The 22,387-nt window shown below is 70.8% G+C and carries 20 protein-coding genes; 14 read left to right on the top strand and 6 right to left on the bottom strand.

The genetic code is table 11. The features are described from left to right. The first annotated feature begins 13 nt into the window (after positions 1–13). The gene (pgsA, locus tag OM076_RS42415) at positions 14–568 is read left to right on the top strand and encodes a CDP-diacylglycerol--glycerol-3-phosphate 3-phosphatidyltransferase (RefSeq protein WP_270046272.1); all 555 of its coding nucleotides are present in this window, start codon (positions 14–16) and stop codon (positions 566–568) included. Here pgsA and OM076_RS42410 read toward each other — a convergent pair. Continuing rightward, positions 531–2,324, bottom strand: a complete 1,794-nt coding sequence (locus OM076_RS42410) for an MGH1-like glycoside hydrolase domain-containing protein (protein WP_270046271.1) — start codon at positions 2,322–2,324, stop codon at positions 531–533. The two genes, pgsA and OM076_RS42410, sit on opposite strands and share 38 nt — an antisense overlap. Further along, positions 2,299–3,282, bottom strand: coding sequence for a GTP cyclohydrolase MptA (mptA, locus tag OM076_RS42405; protein WP_270046270.1), 984 nt, complete (start codon positions 3,280–3,282; stop codon positions 2,299–2,301). The genes OM076_RS42410 and mptA overlap by 26 nt, the downstream gene beginning before the upstream one ends. A 232-nt stretch (positions 3,283–3,514) precedes the next feature. On the opposite strand from mptA, the gene OM076_RS42400 reads away from it, so the two are divergent. Further along, a complete protein-coding gene (locus tag OM076_RS42400; RefSeq protein ID WP_270046269.1) occupies positions 3,515–4,642 on the top strand; it encodes a sigma-70 family RNA polymerase sigma factor in 1,128 nt (375 codons plus the stop codon). Between the two features lie 5 nt (positions 4,643–4,647). On the opposite strand, the gene OM076_RS42395 is transcribed toward OM076_RS42400, so the two are convergent. From OM076_RS42395 to OM076_RS42385, 3 genes are read right to left on the bottom strand one after another with little or no spacing between them, the layout of a single operon-like run. Then, positions 4,648–5,388: a ParA family protein gene (locus OM076_RS42395; RefSeq protein ID WP_270046268.1), complete on the bottom strand. Its 741-nt coding sequence runs from the start codon at positions 5,386–5,388 to the stop codon at positions 4,648–4,650. Next, complete coding sequence (locus OM076_RS42390; protein WP_270046267.1) at positions 5,385–6,863, bottom strand: CYTH and CHAD domain-containing protein; 1,479 nt, start codon at positions 6,861–6,863, stop codon at positions 5,385–5,387. The genes OM076_RS42395 and OM076_RS42390 overlap by 4 nt, the downstream gene beginning before the upstream one ends. A gap of 46 nt (positions 6,864–6,909) precedes the next feature. Beyond that, positions 6,910–7,347, bottom strand: coding sequence for a hypothetical protein (locus OM076_RS42385; RefSeq protein ID WP_270046266.1), 438 nt, complete (start codon positions 7,345–7,347; stop codon positions 6,910–6,912). Between the two features lie 51 nt (positions 7,348–7,398). Here OM076_RS42385 and OM076_RS42380 point away from each other — a divergent pair, with 51 nt between their 5' ends. Continuing rightward, positions 7,399–8,256: a DNA-3-methyladenine glycosylase family protein gene (locus tag OM076_RS42380; RefSeq protein ID WP_270046265.1), complete on the top strand. Its 858-nt coding sequence runs from the start codon at positions 7,399–7,401 to the stop codon at positions 8,254–8,256. Here OM076_RS42380 and OM076_RS42375 read toward each other — a convergent pair. Then, positions 8,228–8,911: a DUF8091 domain-containing protein gene (locus OM076_RS42375; protein ID WP_270046264.1), complete on the bottom strand. Its 684-nt coding sequence runs from the start codon at positions 8,909–8,911 to the stop codon at positions 8,228–8,230. The two genes, OM076_RS42380 and OM076_RS42375, sit on opposite strands and share 29 nt — an antisense overlap. A 55-nt stretch (positions 8,912–8,966) precedes the next feature. Between OM076_RS42375 and OM076_RS42370 the strand changes: the two genes are divergently transcribed. The 11 genes from OM076_RS42370 to OM076_RS42320 all read left to right on the top strand — a co-directional run bounded on the left by OM076_RS42370 (position 8,967) and on the right by OM076_RS42320 (position 22,332). Continuing rightward, positions 8,967–11,621, top strand: coding sequence for a helix-turn-helix transcriptional regulator (locus tag OM076_RS42370; RefSeq protein WP_270046263.1), 2,655 nt, complete (start codon positions 8,967–8,969; stop codon positions 11,619–11,621). A 219-nt stretch (positions 11,622–11,840) separates the two neighbouring features. Next, entirely contained in the window at positions 11,841–12,353 is a 513-nt protein-coding gene (locus tag OM076_RS42365) for an ATP-binding protein (protein WP_270046262.1), read from the top strand. Further along, entirely contained in the window at positions 12,350–13,741 is a 1,392-nt protein-coding gene (locus OM076_RS42360; RefSeq protein ID WP_270046261.1) for a DHA2 family efflux MFS transporter permease subunit, read from the top strand. Before OM076_RS42365 ends, OM076_RS42360 begins: the two co-directional genes overlap by 4 nt. A 12-nt stretch (positions 13,742–13,753) precedes the next feature. Continuing rightward, positions 13,754–14,026 carry a hypothetical protein gene (locus OM076_RS42355; RefSeq protein ID WP_270046260.1) on the top strand — a complete coding sequence of 91 codons (273 nt, stop codon included), beginning with the start codon at positions 13,754–13,756 and terminating at the stop codon, positions 14,024–14,026. After that, complete coding sequence (locus OM076_RS42350; RefSeq protein ID WP_270046279.1) at positions 14,016–15,407, top strand: Ig-like domain-containing protein; 1,392 nt, start codon at positions 14,016–14,018, stop codon at positions 15,405–15,407. The genes OM076_RS42355 and OM076_RS42350 overlap by 11 nt, the downstream gene beginning before the upstream one ends. A gap of 121 nt (positions 15,408–15,528) precedes the next feature. After that, positions 15,529–16,563 carry a LacI family DNA-binding transcriptional regulator gene (locus tag OM076_RS42345; protein WP_270046259.1) on the top strand — a complete coding sequence of 345 codons (1,035 nt, stop codon included), beginning with the start codon at positions 15,529–15,531 and terminating at the stop codon, positions 16,561–16,563. 88 nt (positions 16,564–16,651) lie between these two features. After that, positions 16,652–18,034 (top strand): extracellular solute-binding protein, encoded by a 1,383-nt coding sequence (locus OM076_RS42340; RefSeq protein WP_270046258.1) that lies wholly within the window; start codon positions 16,652–16,654, stop codon positions 18,032–18,034. Beyond that, positions 18,034–19,041: a carbohydrate ABC transporter permease gene (locus tag OM076_RS42335; RefSeq protein WP_270046257.1), complete on the top strand. Its 1,008-nt coding sequence runs from the start codon at positions 18,034–18,036 to the stop codon at positions 19,039–19,041. Before OM076_RS42340 ends, OM076_RS42335 begins: the two co-directional genes overlap by 1 nt. Continuing rightward, positions 19,038–19,874 (top strand): carbohydrate ABC transporter permease, encoded by an 837-nt coding sequence (locus tag OM076_RS42330; protein WP_270046256.1) that lies wholly within the window; start codon positions 19,038–19,040, stop codon positions 19,872–19,874. The genes OM076_RS42335 and OM076_RS42330 overlap by 4 nt, the downstream gene beginning before the upstream one ends. Beyond that, on the top strand, positions 19,871–21,217 hold the full coding sequence (locus OM076_RS42325; RefSeq protein ID WP_270046255.1) for a GH1 family beta-glucosidase: 1,347 nt from the start codon (positions 19,871–19,873) through the stop codon (positions 21,215–21,217). The genes OM076_RS42330 and OM076_RS42325 overlap by 4 nt, the downstream gene beginning before the upstream one ends. Then, positions 21,217–22,332 (top strand): ABC transporter ATP-binding protein, encoded by a 1,116-nt coding sequence (locus OM076_RS42320; protein WP_270046254.1) that lies wholly within the window; start codon positions 21,217–21,219, stop codon positions 22,330–22,332. The genes OM076_RS42325 and OM076_RS42320 overlap by 1 nt, the downstream gene beginning before the upstream one ends. The last annotated feature ends 55 nt before the right edge of the window (positions 22,333–22,387 follow it).

The raw sequence follows: 22,387 nt of genomic DNA, 5'->3' as shown, positions 1-22,387 counted from the left end.
CGTTCAGGCCCGGGTGTTCGAGCTCAACCTGCCGAACGTCCTGACGCTCCTGCGCATCTTGCTCGTCCCCGTCCTGGTGGCGGCGCTCGTGCAGGAGGGCGGCGGCGGGGACACTCTTGCCGCCGTGGTGTTCGTCCTGGCGTCGATCACGGACGCCCTCGACGGGTGGATCGCGCGGCGCCAGAAGAGCGTCTCGACCTTCGGGAAGCTGATGGATCCGTTGGCCGACAAGCTGCTCGTGACGGCCGCGCTGGTCAGCCTCGTCAGCCTCGACCGCGTCTCGGCGTGGGTCGCGATGGTGATCATCGCCCGCGAGTTCGCGGTCACCGGCCTGCGTCAGCTCGCGATGGAGCACGGCGAGGTCATCCCCGCCAGCGTGTGGGGGAAGATCAAGACGGTCGCGCAGGTCGCGATGGTGCTCGTGCTGATCCTGGTCGAGAACTCGCCGGCCTGGGTCGACGCGCTCGTGTGGGTGACGGTGGCGATCACCGTCATCAGCGGCGCCGACTACTTCTTCGGTTTTCGCAACCTCATCCAAGCGCGCCAGTCACGCCGCGCTCCACACTGATCTCGCTCTCCTTCCACGGGACGCCCTCGAGCAGCAGCGGACCGGTGTCCACCAGCGGCTCCATGACGACGTGGCGGAAGAACGTGTCCAGCCAGGCGGAGTGGAAGTAGTCGGGCAGGAGGCGGTACGGACGGCCGGTCTCGGGGTGGAAGTGCTCGATGACCATCGGGTAGCCGAGCGTGAGGTGCGACGCCGTCCATTGCGTCCACGCGCGCGCGAAGCGGGCGCGCAGCGGCTCCTCCTTCGTGCGTGACGCGACCGCGCCGAGCGCGTGCAGCACCCACGAGGTGGCGTAGTTCCAGACCGGGCCGTTCCAGCAGCACGGGTACTGATAGCCGCGGAATGCGTTCTCGGTCGAGAACGCGGGGCAGTCCGGGGAGGTCGAATAGAGGCCTTTGGGCGCCGTCCAGTCGTCGATCGCCCGGGCGAGGGCGGCGCGTTCGCGCGGCCCGAAGTCGGCGTAGAGGAACGGGAGGGCGGCCTCGAAGTTCAGGACGTTCGTGACGGGCGCGGTGCCGACCGAGCGGAAGACGCCGTCGTGGAGGTGCAGTCGCGCCAGGTCCGTGCGCAGGTCAGGGCCGCCCAGCGCCTTGACGATCGCCCAGTGCCAGACGTTGGTGTCCACGCGCGAGAGGCGCGTCAGGACGTCCGCCTGCCGGCTGTCGGGCTCGCCGGCGCGCGGGAGCTGCGGCGGCGCGATGAACATCTCCGAGCGCTTGTGGTCCCAGCCGACCTCGGCGAAGAAGTCCGGCGCGTACTCGGTCCCGTTCACCCACGAACCCACCGTGACCGGGAACGCGTCCATGCCCCCGCCTGCGATCCGCGCGCTGCGGCCGCGGCCGAGGACGTATTCCAGGGCGGCATCGCGCGCCGCGCCGAGGTCCAGCGGGTGGTGCTCGGCGAACTCGATCGCGGGGGTGAGCGGGTCGGCGGCGTAGGAGCGCAGGGCGCCGGCGTTCGCCGTCCAGGCGTTCAGCGTGTCCTGCACGCCGCGCGGCGAGCGCATCCAGCGTGCCTCGCGCAACTGCAGCGGGAACGACAGCCCGATCGGCGCCGTGAACCAGTTCGACACCGGCCCTTCGAAGAACAGCTCGCCCGGCATCGGATGGTCCTGGAACCACAGAAACGGCCGGCGCAGGTTGCGGTAGACGACGAACCAGCGGTACTCGTAGACCTCGGCCAGTTCCTTGCTGCCCGTATGCAGCCGCGGCGCGTGGCGTGCGAACCAGTCTCGGAACGGGAGTGCGTCGAGGTCGCCGACCGGCTCTCCGTCACCGAGGGCGAAGCGGAAGCGCAGGACTCCTGGCGCCTCGACCGGCTCCAGCCGTGTCGCCCGCACCGGGATGTCCGCGGAGAGCTCCGCATAGAGCGAGATCGTGGTCACACGCGCGCGAAGCATCGGCGGGACGGTGGCGATGACGCGCACGTTCCCGGAGCCGAGGAAGTGCCAGTCCGCGCACAGCACCCTGCCGCGCACGCCCTTGCGCTCGGCCACCCGCAACGAGTCGGTGAGCCCGTAGACGGTCTCGGTGAAGTCCGGGTCCCAGCGGTGCGAGAGAACCCGCGGCGCAACCGTCACTCCGTCGACGACGAAGCTCACCGGCACGGGATCGATCACATCGGTCTCGTGACCCAGGTGCAGCCGCCCCACGAACCCGGGGCGCGGCGGCGCCCACGGGTCGTCGGTGTTCCACGTCGCCGTCTCCAGCGACAGGTCCGTGCCTACGAGCTCAGTTCGCGCCGTCGAGCCACTCACGCAGCGAGAGATGGTTCGGGGTCTGGTCCCCGGTCGCGATCTCGCGCCGAATCTCGCCCAGCAGCCCGAAGCGCTCCGCCTGCACGTTGTGCTGGTGGATCGTCTCCAGGTTCTCCTGGCGGGCGGAGACGAAGTGCTGGTCGGTGAGCATGGGGAGCTCCTCGACGACGCCGCGGACCATCTCGCGCACGCAGTCCTCGACGAAGCGCGGCCGACGATGTGCCTTCTCGACCACGGCGGCCTCGTCGGAGCGCTTCATCAGCTCATAGATCTCCGAGGACATCGAGTCCTCGGCGATCCGCACCAGCCACTCGGCGTCGATGTCGGTGTCGCAGGTCTCCGGGCAGCCGATGTGCAGCGTCGCCAGGCCCCGCTGGTTGTGCGTCGCCACCGGAACAGCCTCGAAGATGCGCTCGATCTCGTCCTCGGTGAAGCCATCGGCACGCAGGCGCTCGTGCGAGCTCGTCTGGATGATCGTCTGCGCGCACGGGCAGGCGGTCAGGCCCTGGACGCGGATGCCGATGAGCCGGCGCGTTCCCGCTTCGCTGGCCACCGCGGCGCCCAGCAGCGAATAGATCTCCTGGGTCTCGATCCCGCTGACCGGCGCCGGCTTGTACTCCGGATAGCGGGCCTCGATATGGACCTCGGCGCGCCGCGCACCTTGGCGGTCGCGGACCTTCTCGGCGATGTGCTGCGCCAGGGTCTCGGCGCGGAAAGCGCTTTCCCCGAGCACGACTTCGCCGATCGCTTCGTTCACGACCTCCTCGAAGCGGCTCATATGCGCGCCCTTTTGGTGCGGGCCGAGGTCGACGAAGCAATCCAGTCGAGCTGAGAACAGCTGTTCCGTCCCGTTCACCTGGATCCGGATGACCTTCTCGACGTTGGTCACACCCACGCGCGAGAGGGACAGGGAGAGCGTCGGAACCCGGCTCTGGACGTCCTCCAAAGACAGAGTCATGACACCCAGCGTAGTTCAGGGGCCCGAACTAAACGAATAGACCAAGGTTTCACCAAGGACAGACCACGTATCCCGTGCTACAAAGCCGGGACGGCAGCATCAATTCCCCGAAGCACCTCGGGCGAAACCAAAAGTTGCCGAGCGGCGGACGTCGCGAAGAGACGGATAGGCACGGAAGGGGCGGCCCCGGGGGCGGGGTCCCGCCTGAGAATCGTCCCGAAGGATTGAGCGGTTGGCGACCAAGACGGATGCACTGCTGGCGGACGAAGCGCCGATCTATGAGATCGACGAGCTTCGCCCCCTCATCGCCGAGGGCCAGGAACGGGGGATCCTGACCGTCGAGCGGATCGCTGCTTCACTGGAAGAGGCGGAGGTCACGAAGGAGCAGATCACGGAGCTTCACGCGTATCTGCTGGACCAGGGAATCGAGATCGTCACCGCTGAGGGCAAGCCGGTGACCGCCTCGGAGCCCGAGGCCCGCTCGGCGAAGGACTCGCCGGACGCGCGCAAGCCCGAGATCGACCTGACGGTCGAGCCCAGCCTGGACTCGCTGCGGCTCTACCTGCGCTCGATCGGCAAGGTGCAGTTGCTCACAGCCGACCGTGAGGTCGAGCTGGCCCGTCGCATCGAGCGTGGCGACCTCGTCGCCAAGCAGGAGATGGTGGAAGCCAACCTGCGACTCGTCGTCTCGATCGCGAAGGGGTATCTGGGCCGCGGCCTGTCGTTCCTGGACCTGATCCAGGAGGGTTCGCTCGGCCTCATCCGCGCGGTGGAGAAGTTCGACTACCGCCGCGGGTACAAGTTCTCGACCTACGCGACGTGGTGGATTCGCCAGGCCGTCACGCGCGCGATCGCGGACAAGGGCCGGACCATTCGCATCCCCGTGCACATGGTCGAGAAGCTGAACAAGGTTGTTCACGTCGAGCGTCAGCTCGTGCAGCAGCTCGGCCGTGAGCCGCTGCCCGAGGAGATCGCCACCGAGCTCGAGTGCTCGGTGCGCGAGGTACGCGACATCCTGCGCATGGCCCAGCAGCCGGTCTCCCTCGAGAAGCCGATCGGTGAGGAAGAGGAATCCGAGCTGGGCGACTTCGTCGAGGACGAGGCGGCCGAGTCACCGTTCGAGGTGGCCTCGGAGAACCTGCGCAAGGAGAACGTGCGGCGGGCGCTGGACGCGCTTCCGCAGCGCGAACGTGAAGTCATCGAGATGCGCTTCGGCCTGACCGGCGCGCGTCCCTACACGCTGGAAGAGGTCGGGCGGGCGTTCAACGTCACGCGCGAGCGGATCCGGCAGATCGAGAATCACACACTGAAGAAGCTCGAGTCGCTTCCGGAGGCTCAACGCCTCCGCGACGCGACTTAGAGCGTTTAGCCAACGCGCGCGCGGACCTCTTCCCAGAGGTCCGCATACGCGCGGGCCGCGCGGCTGTTGGGCGCGAAGTCCACGAGCGCGGCGCGCTTGGCGCCCATCCGCTCGACCTCGGCCGAGTTCGGGATCACGGTGTCGAGGATGTCGTACTCCCGGCTGAGGCTGTCCATCAGCTCGCGGTGCAGCTTCTTGCGCCGGTCGGCCATCGAGAAGAACCCGAGGACCTTCGGGCCGTTCTTGTCCTGCGCGAGCACGCTGTGCAGCTGCTCGAGCGTGCGGCTGGAGAGCGTCGCCGGGATGATCGGGACGAGCAGCGCGTCGGCGGCCTCGAACACGGACTCGCTGACCAGCGAGATGCTCGGCGGGCAGTCCAGGAACGTGTACTCGTAGTCGTCCTTGAGCGGCTCGAGCACGCGGGCGAGGCGCCGCTCCGGGCGCTTGGCGTCCCCGAGAGCGAGGTCCATGTGCCGGTAGGAGAAGTCCGCCGGCAGCAGATCCAGGCCCTCCTGGTCGGTGCCCTTGAGCAGCGCGTCGACGTCGCTCTTGCCGGCGACGAGCTTCGTCCCGCCGCCCTTGACCTTCGGGCGCACGCGGAAGAGGTACGTGCTGGCGCCCTGCGGGTCGAGATCCCACAACAGCGTCGGCGCGCCCGACTTGGCGGCGAGGGTCGCCAGGTTCACCGCCGCCGACGTCTTGCCGACGCCGCCCTTGATGTTGTAGGTCGCGAGGATGCGGCTCATCCGAAGTGCTCCTTCACGAGCGCGCGCTGCTCCGGGGACGCGAACGCCTCGAAGCGCTCCGCGAACTCGGTGCGCGCGAGCGCCTCGTCCTTGATGAAGCGGTCGACGAGCACACCCATCGCCATCAACGTCATCGGGTTGTCCACGTCCGGCGCCATCGTGCGCAGGGCCGTGGCCTGGACCTCATGGTCCTGGAAGCGGCCGAGCTGATCCTGCAGGCCCTTGAGGGTCTTCACGAACGGCTTGCCGACCTCGGGCGGGTAGAGGCTGGCGAAGAACTCGAGCAGGTAGCGCAGCTCCTTGCCCACCTTGCGCAGCTCGTGCAGTTCCTCGGCCGGGCTGTCGTCGTCGATCGCCTGTCCCATCTTGACCATCCGCTGGTAGACCGAGCGGATGCGGTGCGAGGCGAGCGACTGCACGCTGCGATCGCTTTTCGGCGCGCTGCGGGTGAACGTCGCCCACTCCTGCAGCGCCTGGGTGGTGCGCTGCGCCTTCAGGGCTCGCCGGGTGGCGGTGAGCGCCTTCGCCCGGCGGAGCTCGAGGAGGCGCTTCAGGGGATCGAGATCGTCCTGCATCTGTGCGGGCAGCGACGCCTTCAGGGCGGGGAGGTCGAGGAGGTAGACGTCGAGGTCGCGCAGGTCGCCGGTGATGCCCTGGATCCGCTTGAACTCCTCGCGGAAGTGAGCGAGGCCCGCGGCGGGGTAGATCGCCTTGAACTGGCGCTGGAGCGAGCGCGTGCGGCGGACGGCGACGCGCAGGTCGTGCAGGAACTCGGAGTCGACGTCCTCGAGCGTGCCGGGGAAGTTGTCGTCGATCACTTCCAGCAGACGGGCGAAGACCTTCGCCGCGGCCCGGCTGGCGGGCTCCTCAGGGTCGAGCTCGAGGTTGAGCTTGGCGCTCGTGCCCGCGGCCGGCTTGCCCGTGGCGCCGATCGCCTCGTCGACGAGCGGGACCGTCACCGGGGGCAGGCTCAATGTCTCGCTCAGCAGCGCGTCGATGCGCTCGAGGTCCTTCTCGTAGCCGCGCACGGCGGTCGCCGACACGCGGCCTCGCAGCCCCTCGTGGGTCTCGACGTTGAGGCGGACGACCGTCTTCTGATCGCCGTTCAGGACGCCGAGCGTGATCTCGCGCGTGCGCACGCGAGCGACCGGGACCAGCGCGCGCATCTCGATGACGTCCGCGAGCCGCGCGAGAACCGGTTCGGCCAGGTCGCGGTCGAACAGCCGCGGCTCCGCGCGTGCCGGCGCCGGCGCCGTCGCCAGCGTCTCGCCGGTCTCTCGGTCGAGCAACGTGAGGCGGCCCGCGCCGTGGCGAAGGATCACGCCGTCGGCGTGCAGGCGGCCGTCGAACGTGTCGTAGAACGTGCTGTTGCCCGCACGCACGCGACCGGCGGTGACGTCGGCGTGCTGTTCAATCAGCGCCCGTGCGCCGGCGAGGTCCATGCCTTCGGGTAACAGGTGGGTAACAACCGCCATGCGGCGGCGAGTTTGGCACACCGGCCCGCGTGTTAACGACTTGTTTTCAGCGCCTGTGGAGCGTGAGGTCGTACCACCCACCGCTCCAACCGCTCACGTCCTGCTGCCAACTGAGCCGTACGCGCTTCTCACGCATGCCCGGCAGGACAGGGATGCGGACGCGCGTGTCCGCTCCCGCCTTCAGGTGATAGTCCCGGATGCCGAGCAGCGCGCCCGTGCGGATGGAATCCAACTCCGCGTAGCCGTCGCAGGTCGCGACGCGGTTGCAATGCACGAGCACGGAAACGACGTTGCCCTTCACGCGAATCGATCTGGGGTTGCTGCGGAACGCGGGCGGCATCGTGCCGCCGCCCTCGCGCACGTTCCCGCCGCTCGTCGCGGACTCGATGAAATGGAAGGGGGCGGTCTCCTCCGGTGAGCGGATCGCGAGGAACCAGCCCGCGACGACGAGGCACACCAGCGCAGAGAAAACGGCCCACTTCACGTTTTGCCAGTATATGGACGGAGCGGCCAGGGCAGTTGGGATCATGTGTCCGTGATCGAGCTTCGTGGTGCCGGCGGGGAGCCGGTCGACTTCGTCCGGACGGTGCTGTCGCACGGTGTCGCGGATCTGCCGCCGAACGCCGTCGCGGACGACGGGTCCGCTCTGGAGACGGTGTTGCTCGCGGGCGGGCGGGCGTGGGCGGTGCGGGTGGTGCCCGACCAGCCGGGCTTCGCGCGGATGGAGGTCGCCGACGGGGCGCCGGTTGACGAGCTCACCGCCGTCGTCCGGCACATGCTGCGCCTCGATGACGACCTGAGCGCCTTCTACGCGGTCGCCGGGGCGGACGCGGAGCTCGCCTGGGTCGCGCTCGGGGCCGGGCGGATGCTGCGCAGCCCGACCGTGTTCGAGGACCTGGTCAAGACGATCTGCACGACCAACTGCACGTGGTCGGCAACGGTGCGGATGGTCACGGCGCTGGCGAACGAACTGGGGGTGGACGGCGCGTTCCCGTCGCCGGCGGCGATGGCTGAGGCGGGTGACGACTTCTACGCGGGCGTGGCCAAGACCGGCTACCGCGGGCCGTACCTGCGGACGATCGCCACCGACGTCGCGGAAGGCCGGCTCGACCTCGAGGCGCTGGCGGACCCGCGGCTCCCCGACGAGGAGGTCGCCGAGCGGCTGCTCGCGCTGCCCGGTGTCGGGCCATACGCCTGCGCGCACATGATGATGCTGCTCGGTCGCTACCGGCGGCTGATCCTCGACTCTTGGACGCGCCCGACGTACCGGAAGCTGACCGGCCGCCCACGCGTGACCGACAAGGGGATCGAGAAGGCGTTCCGACGCTACCGCGAGTACGCCGGGCTGGCGTTCTGGCTGGCGCTCACCCGCGACTGGGTGCCTGAGCCTTGAGGTGCAGCGGCGCCTGGCCGCGCTTTCCGGCGGGCTCGAGCACCTCGAGCGCGCGCAGGCAGTGCGCGGCCTTCTGAGCGAGCGGGAGTGGGACGCGCATCGCCTTCGCGAGCTCCTTGGTGGTGAAGGGCTCGTCGAAGCTCGGGATCAGCGCGGCCGCGTCGCCGGCGCCGGCGAGTTCGATGCGCTCCAGCACTCCGGTCAGGCGCCGTTCGCCCGGGTCCCGGAGATACCGCCGGCCGCGGACGGGCGCGGGCTTGCGGATGTGGTCCTCCGAGCAGAGCAGGACCTCGATCGTCAGGTTCGGGTGGTCGAGCAGCGTGGGGAAGGAGACGAGGCCCTCGAAGATCGTCGCCGCGGTCGGCTTCTTGGGGGAGGCCTTGACCGACAGGACCTCGCCGTCCTCGTCGACGCGCACGATCCGGCGGCGGGCGGGAACCGGGTGCACGATCCGGATCGGGTGGCGGTCCAGCAGCGCGTCGAGCTTCTTGCGCAGCGGCGAGAAGCTCCCGGTCTGGATCTCGACGAGCTCGCCGCCTGAGCGCACGAGGTCGATCACGTAGCCATCGACCTTCACTTCGAAGGCGTCGCCGGGCGCCGCGAGCAGCGCTTTGAGGTCCCGGTGCAGCGGACCTTCGCGGAGAACGCCGATCACGTCGCAGAGATTCTCTACCACGACCGTCGCGTCCTGCTCTGTAATTGCATGAGACATGGGTGAGATCGTCGGCCGCGAGCTGGAGCTGGAGCGGGTGTCGGGCTTGGAGGCCGGGGCGCTCGTGCTCGAGGGTGAGCCGGGCATCGGGAAGACGACGCTGTGGGAGGCGGGGATCGACGGCGCGCGCTCGCGCGGCGTCCGCGCGCTCGTCGCGCGGCCGAACGGTGCCGAGGCGCAGCTCTCCTTCGCCGCGCTGATCGACCTGTGCGAGGGCATCGACGCCGGCGCCCTGCCGGCCCCGCAGCGCGACGCCCTGGAGGTGGCGCTGCTGCGCCGGTCGCCGGCGGGCGCGCCGCCGGAGCCGCACGCGATCGGCCTCGGCCTGCGCGCCGTGCTCTCCGCACACGCCCCGCTGCTCGTCGCGATCGACGACATCCAATGGCTGGACGCCCCCTCGGCGCAGGCGCTGGCGTTCGCCGCCCGGCGGCTGGAGGGCGAGCCCGTCACCTTCCTGCTCGCCCGCCGGCCCGGCGAGCCCTCACGTCTGGAGCAGGTGCTCGAGCGCCGCCGCCTGGAGCGCGTCGAGATCGGGCCGTTCGGGGTGCGCGAGACGCGCCGCCTGCTGCTCGAGCGGCTCGGCCTCCGCGTGGATCTGCCGCTGCTGCGGCGGATCGTCGACGCGACGCTCGGCAACCCCTTGTTCGCGCTGGAGGTCGGTCGCCTGCTGGCGGCGCGCGGTCTGCCGGAAGCGGGTGAGGAGCTGCCGGTCCCGGTGTCGGTCGAGGACCTGCTGGGCACGCGCGTCGCGGCGCTGCCCGCGCCCGAGCGGCGCCTGCTGCTGGCGGTGGCGTTGAGCGCCGACCTGCACGTCGACGAGCTGCGGGCGGTCGGCGACGGGGTCTACGACGCGCTCGACGCCGGGCTGCTGCTCGCCGACGGCGATCGCGTCCGCGCCTCCCACCCGCTCCTGGCCGCCGCCGCGCGGACCCAGGCGCGCCCTGGCGAACAGCGGGCGCTGCACGCGGTGCTGGCGCGCACGGTTCGCGAGCCGGAGCAGCGCGCGCTGCACCTCGCGCTTGCGGCCGAGCGGCCCGATGCGGCGCTCGCGGCGGAGATCGCGGCGGCGGCGGCGAACGCCGCGGCGCGTGGCGCTCGCCCCGAGGCGGTGGCGCTGGCCGAGCAGGCGCTGCGACTGACGCCGCCGGACGACGGGCGGCGCGGCGAGCGGCTGCTGCGCCTGGGCGAGGCGCTGGAGGTCGCCGGCGAGCGCCTGCGCCTGAGCGATCTCCTGCTCGGAGCGATCGACACGCTGGCGCCGGGCGAGCAGCGCGTGCGCGCCTGGCTGCTCCTCGCGGACTCCGGGATCGTGACCCGCGACGAGAACGCGGCGCGGGTCGAGCGCGCGCTGGCCGAAGCGGGGGACGATCCCGCCCTGCGAGCCCGCGTGCTCGCCTTCAAGGCGCTGTCGACCGCCGCCGAGGGAGTCGAGCGGATCGCCGAGGCGGAGCGCTGGGCGCTGGAGGCCCTGCCGGAGCTCGACGCCATGCGCGCGCTGGGCTGGGCGCGGGCGCTGCGCGGGCTCGAGCTCGACGGGCTCGCCGCGCGGTTCCGCGACGCGGCCGGTCCCGGCGCCCAGCTGGTCGATGCTCCGGAGCCGGTCGCGGCGTTGCGGTCGTCGTGGCGCGGCGAGCTCGCAGCCGCCCGGTCGGCGACCACCGCGTTCCTCGCCGACGCCGCCGAACGCGGCGAGGAGGTCAGCTACGCGTGGCTGCGGCTGAACCTGACCGAGCTCGAGCTGCGCGCGGGCGAGTGGGACGCGGCCGAGCGGCTGCTCGACGAGTGGGCGGAGTCCGACGCGGGCCAGTTGCTGATCACGCCGACCTATCAGCGCTGCCGCGCGCTGCTCGCCGTCGGGCGGGGCGACGCGGAGGACGCGCGGCGCTGGGGCCGAACGGCACTCGCCGAGGCCGAGACGCGCGACTACCGGTGGCAGGTGCTCGAGTCCCGCCGGGCGCTCGGTTCCGCCGCGCTGCTGGCGGGTGATCCGGACGAGGCGGCAGAGCAGCTGCGGTGGGTGTGGGGGTACTGCGCGCGCGAGGGCATCGACGAGCCGGGGGCGTTCCCGGTCGCGCCCGACCTGGTGGAGGCGCTGGTCGAGCTGGGCGAGCTGGACGAGGCGCGCGCGGTCACGCGACGACTGGCCGAGCCCGGTGAGGCGCACCCCTGGGCGTGGTTGACCGCGTGCCGGAGCGCAGCCGTCATCAGCCTCGCGGTGGGCGACGATCCCGCCTCGGCAGCCGTCCTCACGGAGGTCGCGGCCGAATACGCGCGGCGCGGATTGCGGTTCGACGCCGCCCGGGCGTTCCTCGCGCTCGGTCGCGGGCAGCGGCGGCAGCGGCAGTGGCGGGCGGCGAGAGAGGCGCTCGGGGAGGCGGCGGAGCGGTTCGACGCGCTCGGTTCTCCCGGCTGGGCGGCGCTCACCCGGGCCGAGATCGCGCGGGTCGGCGGACGCAAACCGCGCGCGGAGGGCGAGCTGACGCGGACCGAGGCGCAGGTCGCCCAGCTGGCGGCCGCGGGGCGCACCAACAAGGAGATCGCCCACGCGCTGTTCGTCACCGTGCACACGGTCGAGGCGCACCTCTCGAGCACGTACGCGAAGCTCGGCGTGCGCTCGCGAGCCCAGCTCTCGCAGCGGCTCCCGGCGCCCTAAGAGCCCGTTGAAGAATCCCGGTGCGCCCGCTGCGGCGCATCCGCGGCGCCTCGCGCCACCCACGCTGCTCACGTGCCAGAGGCACGCATCGCGAGCGCGGGCGGTCCGAGGCACTGGCGGCTACACCACATCGGTCGGACCGACCATTCTTCAACGGACTCCTAAAGATCCCGGATCCGGGGAATTTCGCGGAGGCGACGGCAGCCGTACGGTCGGTCGGTGTCCACCTCCCCAGCACGTCTCTTCGCCGCGATCGTCTCCCACGAAGGCGCGGCCGCCGTGATCCACGGGCCCTCCGGGGCCGGCAAGTCCGCGGTGCTCGCCAACCTCGAACGCCGCGCCGCCGCGGCCGGCTGGCGCACGCACCGCGCGTCGCGCGACGCGACCGAGCGCTACGTCCCCTACGCCGCCGTGCGAGCGCTGTTCGACCCGGCGCCGGCGCTCCTGGACGTCGCGACGCGCCCGATCGCCGAGACCGCGCTCAGCCTCTACTGGCACTGCGCGGGGCTCGCTCGCCAGCGTCCCATCGCGCTGTTCGTCGACGACGCCCAGTGGGCCGATCGCGCCTCGCTGAAGGTGCTGGCCCAGCTGGCCCGCCGCACCCGCAACCTGCCGCTGCTGCTCGTGCTCGCCACGCGGCCGCCGGAGGACGACGCCGACCCGGACGTCCCCGCCGTGTTCGGCGCGCTCCCGGGCGTCGAGAGCGTCTGCCTCCAGGCCCGCGCGGCATGACCCGGCGCGCACTCGCGATCGCGACCGCCTGCGGGGGCGGCTTCCTCGCGTTCCTGGACACGACGATCGTCAACACCGCGTTCCCCGGCATCGCGGCGTCGTTCGGGCATGCGACGCCGACGCAGCTCTCCTGGGTGCTCGACGCGTACTTCATCGTGATCGCGGCGCTGCTCGTGCCCGCGGGCGGGATCGCCGATCGGGTCGGGCGCAAGCGCGTCTTCCTGGCGGGCGTCGCGCTGTTCACGCTCGCGTCGGCGGCGTGCGCCGCGGCGCCGGGCTGGGAGACGCTGGTCGCCGCCCGTGCGCTGCAGGGCGCGGGAGCGGCCGTGATCATGGCCGTCTCGCTCGCGCTGATCCTGCCCGAGTACCCGCTCGCACGACGTGCGGGGGCGGTCTCGCTCTGGGGCGCCTCCGCCGCGCTCGCCGCCGCCTCCGGGCCACCGCTCGGCGGCCTGCTGGTCCAGAGCGACTGGCGGATCGTGTTCGTCGTCAACCTCCCGCTCGGCGTGCTCGTCTACGCCGTCGGGCGCGGCGCGCTCACGGAGAGCGCCGACGCGCGGGCCACCGGCCTGCCCGACCTGCTCGGCGCCGCGCTCGCGATGCTCGGTCTCGGCGCGCTGGCCCTCGCCATCCTCGAGGGCGGGAGCTGGGGGTGGGCGAGCCCGCGGGTCGTCGTCACGTTCGCGGCGGCGACCGTCCTGCTCGCGCTGACCGCGCTGCGCTGCCTCAGCCACCCGCGCCCGGTGATCGATCCGGAGCTGTTGCGCGTCGAGAGCTTCGCCCGCGCGAACCTCGGGATCCTGCTGCTCGGGATGGCGTTCTTCTCGACCATCCTCGCCAACGTCCTGTTCCTCACGGGCGTCTGGCACTACAGCCTGCTGCGGGCCGGCTTCGCCGTGGTCCCGGGCGCGATCGCGACGGCCGTCGCGGCGATTCCCGCCGGCAGGTTCGCCGACCGTCACGGCCACCGCGCCGTGATCGTCCCGGGCTGCCTGCTCTACGTCGCGGGCATGGCGATCGTGCGCGGCGCCGGGGCCGAGCCCGCCTTCTTGGAGACCTGGCTGCCCGCGATGGTGCTCAACGGCGCGGGGCTCGGCATGGCGTTCCCGGCGCTGGCCGCCGCGGCGCTGAAGGACGTCCCGCCGGAGCGCTTCGGCTCGGCCAGCGCGGTCTCGTCGGCGGCGCGCCAGTTCGGCGGCGTCCTCGGCACCGCGGTCCTGTTCGCCGTCGGCGCGCCGGTGACGCTCGCCGCGGCCGACGACGCGTACCTCGTCAGCACCGTGTGGGCGCTCGGGGCGGCGGTCGTCGCCGCGACCCTCGGGGAGATGCGACTGAACCGTTCAAGTTCGCGATGGCGGCTCCGACGAATCGGGGACAACCCCGATTGAGGAGCTTCTCCGATGAGGAAACTCGGCGCCGCCTTGGCGACCGCGCTGGTGACGCTGGGCATGGCGACGTCGACGGCGTCGGCGGGTGTTCCGCCGACGACGGTGGGCGTGCCGGACCTGACGGTCTTCACCAACACCACGATCGTGGTCCCCGCGATCTGGGCGAACCTGACCGCGGACGGCACGACCAGCTACGCCGTGCCGTTCGACGGCAAGATCACGTCGTTCAAAGGCGCGTATGGTCGTGTGCAGCGGGTGCCATGTCCGGTTGCTCGTGCTCCGTGAGACGGTCGCGCCGTCCTATCAGGTGATCGCCGCGTCGTCGCCGGCGGTCGCCGTCGCCGGGATCAACACCTTCACCACCGACCTCGACGTCCTCCAGGGCGACACGCTCGCGCTCGAATGGGATGGCGGGAGCGTCAGCATCGCCGTACAGGCGGGAGCGACGAACAGCGACCTCGAGGCGACGATCGGCTCTGCGCCGACGGTCACCTTCAACGACCACTACGCGGACTTCGCGCTGATGTACAACGCGCAGCTCGTGGCGCCGGTCGCCACCACGGTCGACGTCGACGCGCCGAGCAGCACCACCATCGGCGGTCAGTCCACCTACGCGGTGCACGTCGATCGCCAGACCGGGAGCGACCGGTCGGTGATCGGCGGCACGGTGTCGCTCACCGACGGTGGCACGCCGATCACGGGGTGCCAGTCGGTGCCCGTCACGGCCGGCGAGGCCTCCTGCACGACGACGCTCGCCGGAGTCGCGGGCAACCACTTCATCGGTGCGACGTACTCCGGCGACTCGCCGTTTGAGACGAGCACCGGATCGGTGCACTTCAGCGCCAAGGCCGTGACCGCCACGGCCGCGGGCACGAGCGTCGAGGGTCCGTTCGACCCGAGCGCCGCGATCGTCTACACCGCCAAGGTCACGCCGGCGCCGAACGCGGGCTTCGTCTCCGCGCTGGCCCACGCCAACACGGGCACGGTCGCCTTCAGCGTCGATGGCACCGCGATCGCCGCGTGCGCCACGCGGGCCGTCGACACGACTTCCGGCCTCGCATCCTGCGCCACCACCGCGCCCGCCGACGGGCTCGACCACGTCGTCAAGGCGAGCTACTCCGGCGGCACGTTCTACGTCGCCTCGGCAGGGGAGAGCCCGTTCAAGCTCAACCTGCCGGCGGACCCGACCCCGCCGGCCCCGCCGACGCCACCGACCCCGCCGGTGACGTCGCCCGTCGCGCCGCCGACCGGTGCGGTCTTCGCCCCCGGCCAGCCGACCACACTGCCCGCGAGCGCCGCGAGCACCCCGACCGTCACGGTCCCGGTGCGCTGCCCGGCCGGCGACGCGTGCGAGGTCGAGGGCACCGTCACGGTCTCGACCTCGATCAAGCCCCGCGCCGCCCGCGCGGTGCAGGCCGCCCCCACCGCGACGGTCGCCCGCTTCTCGCGCGTCCACATCGCGGGCGGCAAGGTCAAGAAGCTCAAGCTGCGGCTGGACCCGGCGTTCGTGCGCAAGGCGAGCAAACAGGGGCTCCGCCGCGTCAAGGGCACCCTGACGATCGTCACGACGCTGGGCGGCGGGCAGAAGGTCACCACGCACCAGCAGGTCACCATCGTGCTGCCGAAGGCGAAGAAGCAGCAGGCCGCGCCGCACTTCACCGGCTGACGCCACCGCCCGATGCAGTTGAGCGAAGGCCGCGTCGAGCGGCCTTCGCCGTTTAACGCTTGACGTTCTGCCAGACTCCGTGCATACTGCCGCGACACGGTTCCAAAACCGTTTTCGGAGCATGGAGGAGAGAACAACCATCAAAGCGCTGGCCAAGGCCAGCGGCGTGTCGGTCGGCACCGTCTCACGGGCGCTGAACGGCTACACGGACGTGCGTCCTGAGACGCGCGAGCGCATCATGCGCCTCGCCCGCGAGCTCGACTACACGCCCGCCGCCGCGGCCCGCTCGCTGGTCACCCAACGCAGCCACATCATCGGTGTGTTCATGGAGACGGGCGAGGGTCATCCCGACCTGCAGCACCCGTTCTTCCATGAGGTGCTCGGCGGGCTCAAGCAGCAGGTGGGCTCTGGCGGCTTCGACCTGCTGCTGTTCGCCTCCGAGCGGCCCGGGAACGGCTACGGCCCGCACTCCTACCTCAAGCGCGCCCGCCATCACAGCGTTGACGGCTGCGCGCTGATCGGCCTCGAGCCCGACGACCCCGAGGTGCGCCGGCTCGCGCGCGCCGACATCCCCCTGGTGGCGATCGACATGGACCTCGACGGACCCGCCGTCGAGGTCGTGATGTCCGACAACGAGGGCGGCGCGGCCCAGGCCGTGGGCCATTTGCACGCGCTCGGCCACCGCCGGATCGCGACGATCACGGGGATGCTGGACTCGCGCCCGGGCGCCGATCGCCTGCGCGGCTACCGCGCCGCGGTGCAGGCTGCCGGGCTGGCGTATCGCGACGACTACGTGGTCTACGGCGACTTCTACGCCGAGAGCGGGCGGGAGGCCTGCGAGCGGTTGCTCGCGCTGGCCGAGCCGCCGACGGCGATCTTCGCCGCCTCGGACCTGATGGCGATCGGTGCGATCCGCGCGGCCGCCGAAGTCGGCCTGCGCGTGCCCGAGGACCTCTCGATCATCGGCTTCGACGACATCCAGCTTTCCCCCCACGTCAATCCGCCCCTCACCACGATGCGCCAGGACAAGCTCGGCCTGGGCGGCGCTGCCGGCGAAGCCCTGATCGCGCGCGTCGCCGGCGACGCCGATCGCTCCCCCCTGCGGACGCTCCCCGTCGAGCTGATCGTCCGCGGCTCCACCGCCCCACCGGCCTAGGAGGTTCTGCTCCCCACAGAACCACCTGGTCGTTGCTTTCGCTCAGTTCCAAAAACGTTTTTGTTGTTTCTACGAGGAGGAGTTACCCGTGCCCAAGAGGCTCGCGGTCGTCGCTGCCCTGACCGCACTCGTGCTGGCCCCCACCGCCTTGGTCGCCTGTGGTGGCGACGACGGCGGCAGCAGTTCCACCACCAAGAAGGCCGCCACCGGCGGCGAGCCCGCGCTCGAGAAGGGCGTGACGCTGACGCTGTGGACGATGCCCAACTCGCCCAAGCCGAAGGAGGACCTGCAGAAGATGGTCGAGCCCTTCACGGCCAAGACCGGCGTGAAGGTCGACGTGCAGGAGGTCGGCTGGGACGTCCAGTTCGACCGCATCCGCAATGCCGCCGTGTCCGGCGAAGGCCCGGACATCACGCAGGCGGGCACGACGCAGGTGCCGTTCTTCGCCGCGCTGGGCGGCTTCACCGACCTCAGCGACCGGGTCAACGACATCGGCGGCAAGGCCGCGTACGCGCCGGGCATCTGGAACACGACCCAGGTCGAAGGCCAGCAGGGCACGTGGGCGGTGCCGTGGTTCACCGAGGCGCGCTCGATCTACTACCGCAAGGACGTGCTCGAGAAGGCGGGCGTCGACCCGGCGACCGCGTTCAAGGACCTCGCCTCCTTCAAGGCGACGCTGCAGGCCATCAAGGACAAGGACCCGGACATCCAGCCGTTCGGCGCGCCCGGCAAGAAGGCCTACGACCTCGTGCACCAGGTCATGCCGTTCGTGTGGGACAACGGCGGCGCGGAGCTCTCCGGCGACGCGAAGACGTCGACCATCAACTCGACCGAAGCCCAGCAGGGCGTGGAGTTCATGGCCGGCCTGATCACCGCCGGGCTGTTCGACAAGAGCCAGCTCGAACGCGACGGCACGCAGGTCGAGAACCAGTTCAAGGGCGGGCGACTGGCCGTGTGGATCGGCGGCCCGTGGGTGCTCGGCTCGATCGGCCGCGCCGACGACGACACCTGGTCCGACGTCGCGCGCAAGAACGTCGGCGTCGCCCCGATGCCGACCGGTCCCGGCGGCAAGGCGTTCACGTTCGTGGGCGGCTCGGACCTGATGCTCCTGAAGTCGAGCAAGCACCCCAACGAGGCGTGGGCGCTGATGAAGTTCCTCTCGCAGGACCAGACGCAGAAGGACTACGCGTCGCTGCTCGGGATGTTCCCCGCGCGCCTGGAGCCGCAGCAGCAGGTGGGCGCATCCAGCGAGAACCACAAGGCGTTCTTCGAGGCCATCCAGACCGGGCGCACCTACGCCCCGATCCCGCAGTGGGGGCAGATCGAGAACGCGTACAAGACGCGCTTCGGGAACATTCTCGACAGTGCGGCCGGCGTCGGAGCGGGCTATAGCGAGGCGACCGTTAAGTCGCAGCTCGACGCCGCGGCGAAGGAGGCCGACGGGCTTCTGGCTCAGTCGGCGACGGGGTAGTGGCTCAGACAACCCTCAAGCCGCCCCCCGAGGCAGGCCCCGCCCGGGAGCAACTCCCCTCCCGGGCGGGGCGGCCCCGCCGCGGCCGCAAGCGCTCGGCCGAGCGCTCCCGCACGCGCTTCGCCTACTGGCTGATTGCGCCCGCCGTCGTCTTCATGGTGCTCGTGCACCTGCTGCCGACGATCGGCGGCTTCGTCCTCTCCTTCAAGCGCCTCAACACCTTCACCTTCAGCCGGCTCTTCGACGCGCCCTGGGCCGGCCTTGAGAACTACCGCGGCATCCTCTTCGACGACGCGAACCCGCTGCACTCGGGCTTCTTGGGTGCCGTGCAGAACACGGCGGTGTACACGTTCTGGACGGTCGGGCTGACGCTCGGCGGCGGCCTCGCGGTGGCGTTGCTGCTCAACCGCGAGATGCGCGGGATGCGGCTCGTGCGCACGCTGATGCTGGCGCCGTGGATCGTGCCCAGCTTCGTCGTCGCCGTGCTCTTTCAGTTCATGTTCCAGAGCGACGTGGGGATCGTGAACAAGGTCCTCGTGGACTACACGCACATCCTGGGTGACCGGCCGATCTGGCTGCTCGGGCCCAAGACGATGTGGGCGATCATCATCCCGTCGGTCTGGCGCGGCCTGCCGTTCGCGATGATCTTCTTCCTCGCCGGGCTGCAGGCGATCCCGAACGAGCTGCACGAGGCGGCGGCCATCGACGGCGCCGGCCCGCTGCGCCGCTTCCGCCACATCACGCTGCCGCTGCTGCGGCCGCTGATCGCCGTGCAGCTGCTCTTCGGCGTGATCTACGCGGCGTACCAGTTCGCGATCCCGTACATCATGCTCGGCTCCAACCCGGGCCCCGACGCCGACCTGATGATGACCCTCATCTACCGGCAGTCGTTCTCGAACAACCTCTTCGGCTTCGGTGCCGCGGCGTCCACGCTGCTCATGCTCGCCATGGGCGTGTGGGTGTTCATCTGGTACCGCGCCTTCAAACGCGATCTGGAGGTCACATGACCGCTCGCTGGGTGAATCGCGGCCTCGACGTCCTGACGTGGCTCGTGCTGCTCGTGATGCTCTCGCCGATCCTCTGGCTGCTGGCCTCGTCGCTGCAGACGGACGGTCAGCTCTCGTCCGGTGCCTACGACCTGCTGCACCCGACGCTCACGGCGTTCTCGCGGATGTGGCAGAGCGTGGACTTCGAGCGCTACCTGATCAACTCGCTGATCATCTGCACGACCGCCGCGCTGCTGGCGACCGCGTTCGCGTCGCTGGCCGGCTACGCGCTCGCGCGCTTCAAGTTCCGCGGCAGCGCCGCGCTGTCGCTGGGCGTCGTGGGCACACAGCTGATCCCCGGATCGCTGTTCCTGCTGCCCGTGTTCATGGGCTTCATCTGGCTCAAGCAGCACACGCCGATCCACCTGTTCGACACCCACGCGGGCATGATCCTCGTCTACACGGCGTTCTTCACGCCGGTGGCGATCTACTTCATGCGGTACTTCTTCGCCGCGATCCCGCGGGACCTCGAGGAGGCCGCGATGGTCGACGGCTGCACGCGCCTGACGGCGTTCCTGAAGATCGTCCTCCCGGCCGCCGCGCCGGGGCTGGTCGCGACGTTCGTCTACGCGTTCCTGTTCGCCTGGGACGAGTTGCTGTTCGTCGCCGCCCTGACGCAGAGCAACGCCGAGACGATCCCGATCGGCATCCGCAACTTCATCGGCAACTACCAGGAAAGGACGGCACAGTTGATGGCGGCCGGCGTGATCTCGACCCTCCCCGTGCTCATCGCCTTCTTCGCGACCCAGCGCTGGCTCGTGAAGGGCATCACCGCCGGGGCGGTGAAGGGATGACCGCGACCGCTCCGCTGCCGGCTGTGACCGGCGGGCTGCCCGAGGGCTTCCGCTTCGGCGCCGCCACGGCGGCGTACCAGATCGAGGGCGCCGTGCGTGAGGACGGCCGCGGTGAGTCGATCTGGGATCGCTTCTCGCACCGCATGGGCGGGGACACGGGCGACGTCGCCTGCGATCACTACCACCGCTGGGAGTCCGACCTCGACCTGATGGCCGGGTTGGGGCTTGAGTCCTATCGCTTCTCGATCGCTTGGCCGCGCGTGCAGCCGGACGGCCGGGGTGCGCTGAACCCGCGTGGGGTCGCGTTCTATCGCCGCTTGGTCGAGGGGTGTCTCGAGCGTGGGATCGAGCCCGTCGCGACGCTCTACCACTGGGATCTGCCGCAGGCGCGGCAGGAAGCCGGCGGGTGGGCGGTGCGCGACACCGCGCTGCGCTTCGCCGAGTACGCGGCGCACATGGGCGACGCCCTCGGGGACGTCGTGCAGGGCTGGATCACCCACAACGAGCCGTGGGTGGTGGCGATCCTCGGGCACGCGCTGGGGCGCAAGGCGCCGGGCGTGCGCGACTGGCCGACGGCGCTCACGGTCGCGCATCACCTGCTGCTCTCGCACGGCTTGGCGGTCGATGCGCTGCGGTCACGGGTCGGGTCGGCGCCGATCGGGATCACGTTGAACCTCAACCCGATGCGCGGTGACGACACCGGGGCGGTCGCGCGGATGGACGCGCATCAGAACCGCTGGTTCCTCGATCCCGTGCTGCGCGGGACGTATCCCGTCGAGCTGCTCGAGCACTACCAGCGGACCTTCGGGCCGCTGCCGTCGCTGAACCCCGAGGACCTCGACGTGATCTCGCGGCCGATCGACTTCCTCGGCGTCAACTACTACTCGCCGACCGTTGTCCGGGCTTCGGCCGAACCCCCACTGCAGGCCTCGGCGGTCGCGGCGCGGGGCCGGGTGACCGCGATGGGCTGGGAGGTCGACGCGGGCGGGCTGTACGACCTGCTGCTGCGGTTGCGCGCCGACTACGGCGACCTCGAGATCTGGATCACGGAGAACGGGGCGGCGTTCGACGACGAGCGGTTGGTCGACGGGGTCGTCGAGGACGCCTCGCGGGTCGCGTATCTCTCCGAGCATCTCGACGCGCTGCGGCGCGCGGTGGCCGACGGCGTCAACGTCGCTCGCTACCACGCGTGGTCGCTGCTGGACAACTTCGAGTGGGAGCACGGCTACGACAAGCGTTTCGGGATCGTACGCGTCGACTACGCGACGCAGGAGCGGATCCTGAAGCGGAGCGCGCTCTGGTACCGGGACCACATCGCCGCCGAGCGCGGAGGGAGGATCTGATGGCGTCGATCGCCTTCGAAGGGGTCAGCAAGGTGTTCCCCGACGGGACGCGTGCCGTGGACGAGCTCGACCTCGAGATCGCCGACGGCGAGTTCACGATCCTCGTCGGGCCGTCGGGTTCTGGGAAGTCGACGGCGCTGCGGATGGTCGCGGGGCTGGAGGACTCCTCCGGCGGGTCGATCACGATCGGTTCGCGCGTGGTGAACGACATCGCCCCGCGTGACCGTGACATCGCGATGGTCTTCCAGTCCTACGCGCTGTACCCGCACATGACGGTCGACGCGAACATGGGCTTCGCGCTGAAGATGCAGAAGGTCCCGAAGGAGTCGATCGCCTCGCGGGTGGGGCGGGCGGGTGCGCGGCTCGGGATCGGCGAGCTGATGGCGCGGCGACCGAAGGCGCTGTCCGGTGGCCAGCGTCAGCGGGTGGCGCTGGGGCGCGCGATCGTGCGCTCCCCGCAGGCGTTCCTGATGGATGAGCCGCTCTCGAACCTCGACGCCAAGCTCCGGGTCGAGATGCGCGCGTATATCGCTCGGCTCCATCAGGAGCTCGGGACGACGACGTTGTACGTCACCCACGACCAGACCGAGGCGATGACGATGGGCGATCGCGTCGCGGTCATGCGCGACGGGCGACTCGAGCAGGTCGACACGCCGCAACGGCTCTACGAGCAGCCGCAGAACATGTTCGTCGCCGGCTTCATCGGCTCGCCCGCGATGAACCTGCTGCGGGCGCGGGTGGACGACCGCGGGTTGTGGCTCGGCGAGCAGCGGTTGCCGGTGAAGACGACGCACCGCGGAGACGTCGTGCTCGGCATCCGTCCGGAGGCATTGTCCCCGGCGGGTGAGGAGGGCGACGACGTGATCTCGATGCCGGTGGTGCTGAGCGAGATGCTGGGCAGCGACGTGCTGCTGCACCTCGACGCGCCGACGCCGTCCGCGCTGACCGCCGACATGCTCGACGCGGGGGAGGACCTCGTGGAGGACGCGTCGCGTTTCATCGCGCGGGTGCCGCCGTCGGTGCGACCGGCGCCGGGCACGATCGTGCGGTTGCGGGTCGACCTCTCGCGGGTGCACCTGTTCGATCCCGCGACCGAGCAGGTGATCCTGCGCTGATAGATCACGGGGCACCGTGTTGAGTTGAGGCCTGCTCCCGGTTTTGGGGGTGGGC

This window comes from Solirubrobacter ginsenosidimutans (genome assembly GCF_027587205.1).
This window is presented reverse-complemented; position numbering and strand designations above follow the sequence as displayed.

Bases quoted from the DNA above. Each gene is read 5' to 3' on its own strand.
- OM076_RS42390 (WP_270046267.1), bottom strand. From the start codon at position 6,863: ATGGCGGTTGTTACCCACCTGTTACCCGAAGGCATGGACCTCGCCGGC.
- OM076_RS42345 (WP_270046259.1), top strand. From the start codon at position 15,529: ATGGAGGAGAGAACAACCATCAAAGCGCTGGCCAAGGCCAGCGGCGTG.
- OM076_RS42325 (WP_270046255.1), top strand. From the start codon at position 19,871: ATGACCGCGACCGCTCCGCTGCCGGCTGTGACCGGCGGGCTGCCCGAG.
- OM076_RS42330 (WP_270046256.1), top strand. From the start codon at position 19,038: ATGACCGCTCGCTGGGTGAATCGCGGCCTCGACGTCCTGACGTGGCTC.
- OM076_RS42355 (WP_270046260.1), top strand. From the start codon at position 13,754: ATGAGGAAACTCGGCGCCGCCTTGGCGACCGCGCTGGTGACGCTGGGC.
- OM076_RS42320 (WP_270046254.1), top strand. From the start codon at position 21,217: ATGGCGTCGATCGCCTTCGAAGGGGTCAGCAAGGTGTTCCCCGACGGG.
- OM076_RS42395 (WP_270046268.1), bottom strand. From the start codon at position 5,388: ATGAGCCGCATCCTCGCGACCTACAACATCAAGGGCGGCGTCGGCAAG.
- OM076_RS42360 (WP_270046261.1), top strand. From the start codon at position 12,350: ATGACCCGGCGCGCACTCGCGATCGCGACCGCCTGCGGGGGCGGCTTC.
- OM076_RS42370 (WP_270046263.1), top strand. From the start codon at position 8,967: ATGGGTGAGATCGTCGGCCGCGAGCTGGAGCTGGAGCGGGTGTCGGGC.
- mptA (WP_270046270.1), bottom strand. From the start codon at position 3,282: ATGACTCTGTCTTTGGAGGACGTCCAGAGCCGGGTTCCGACGCTCTCC.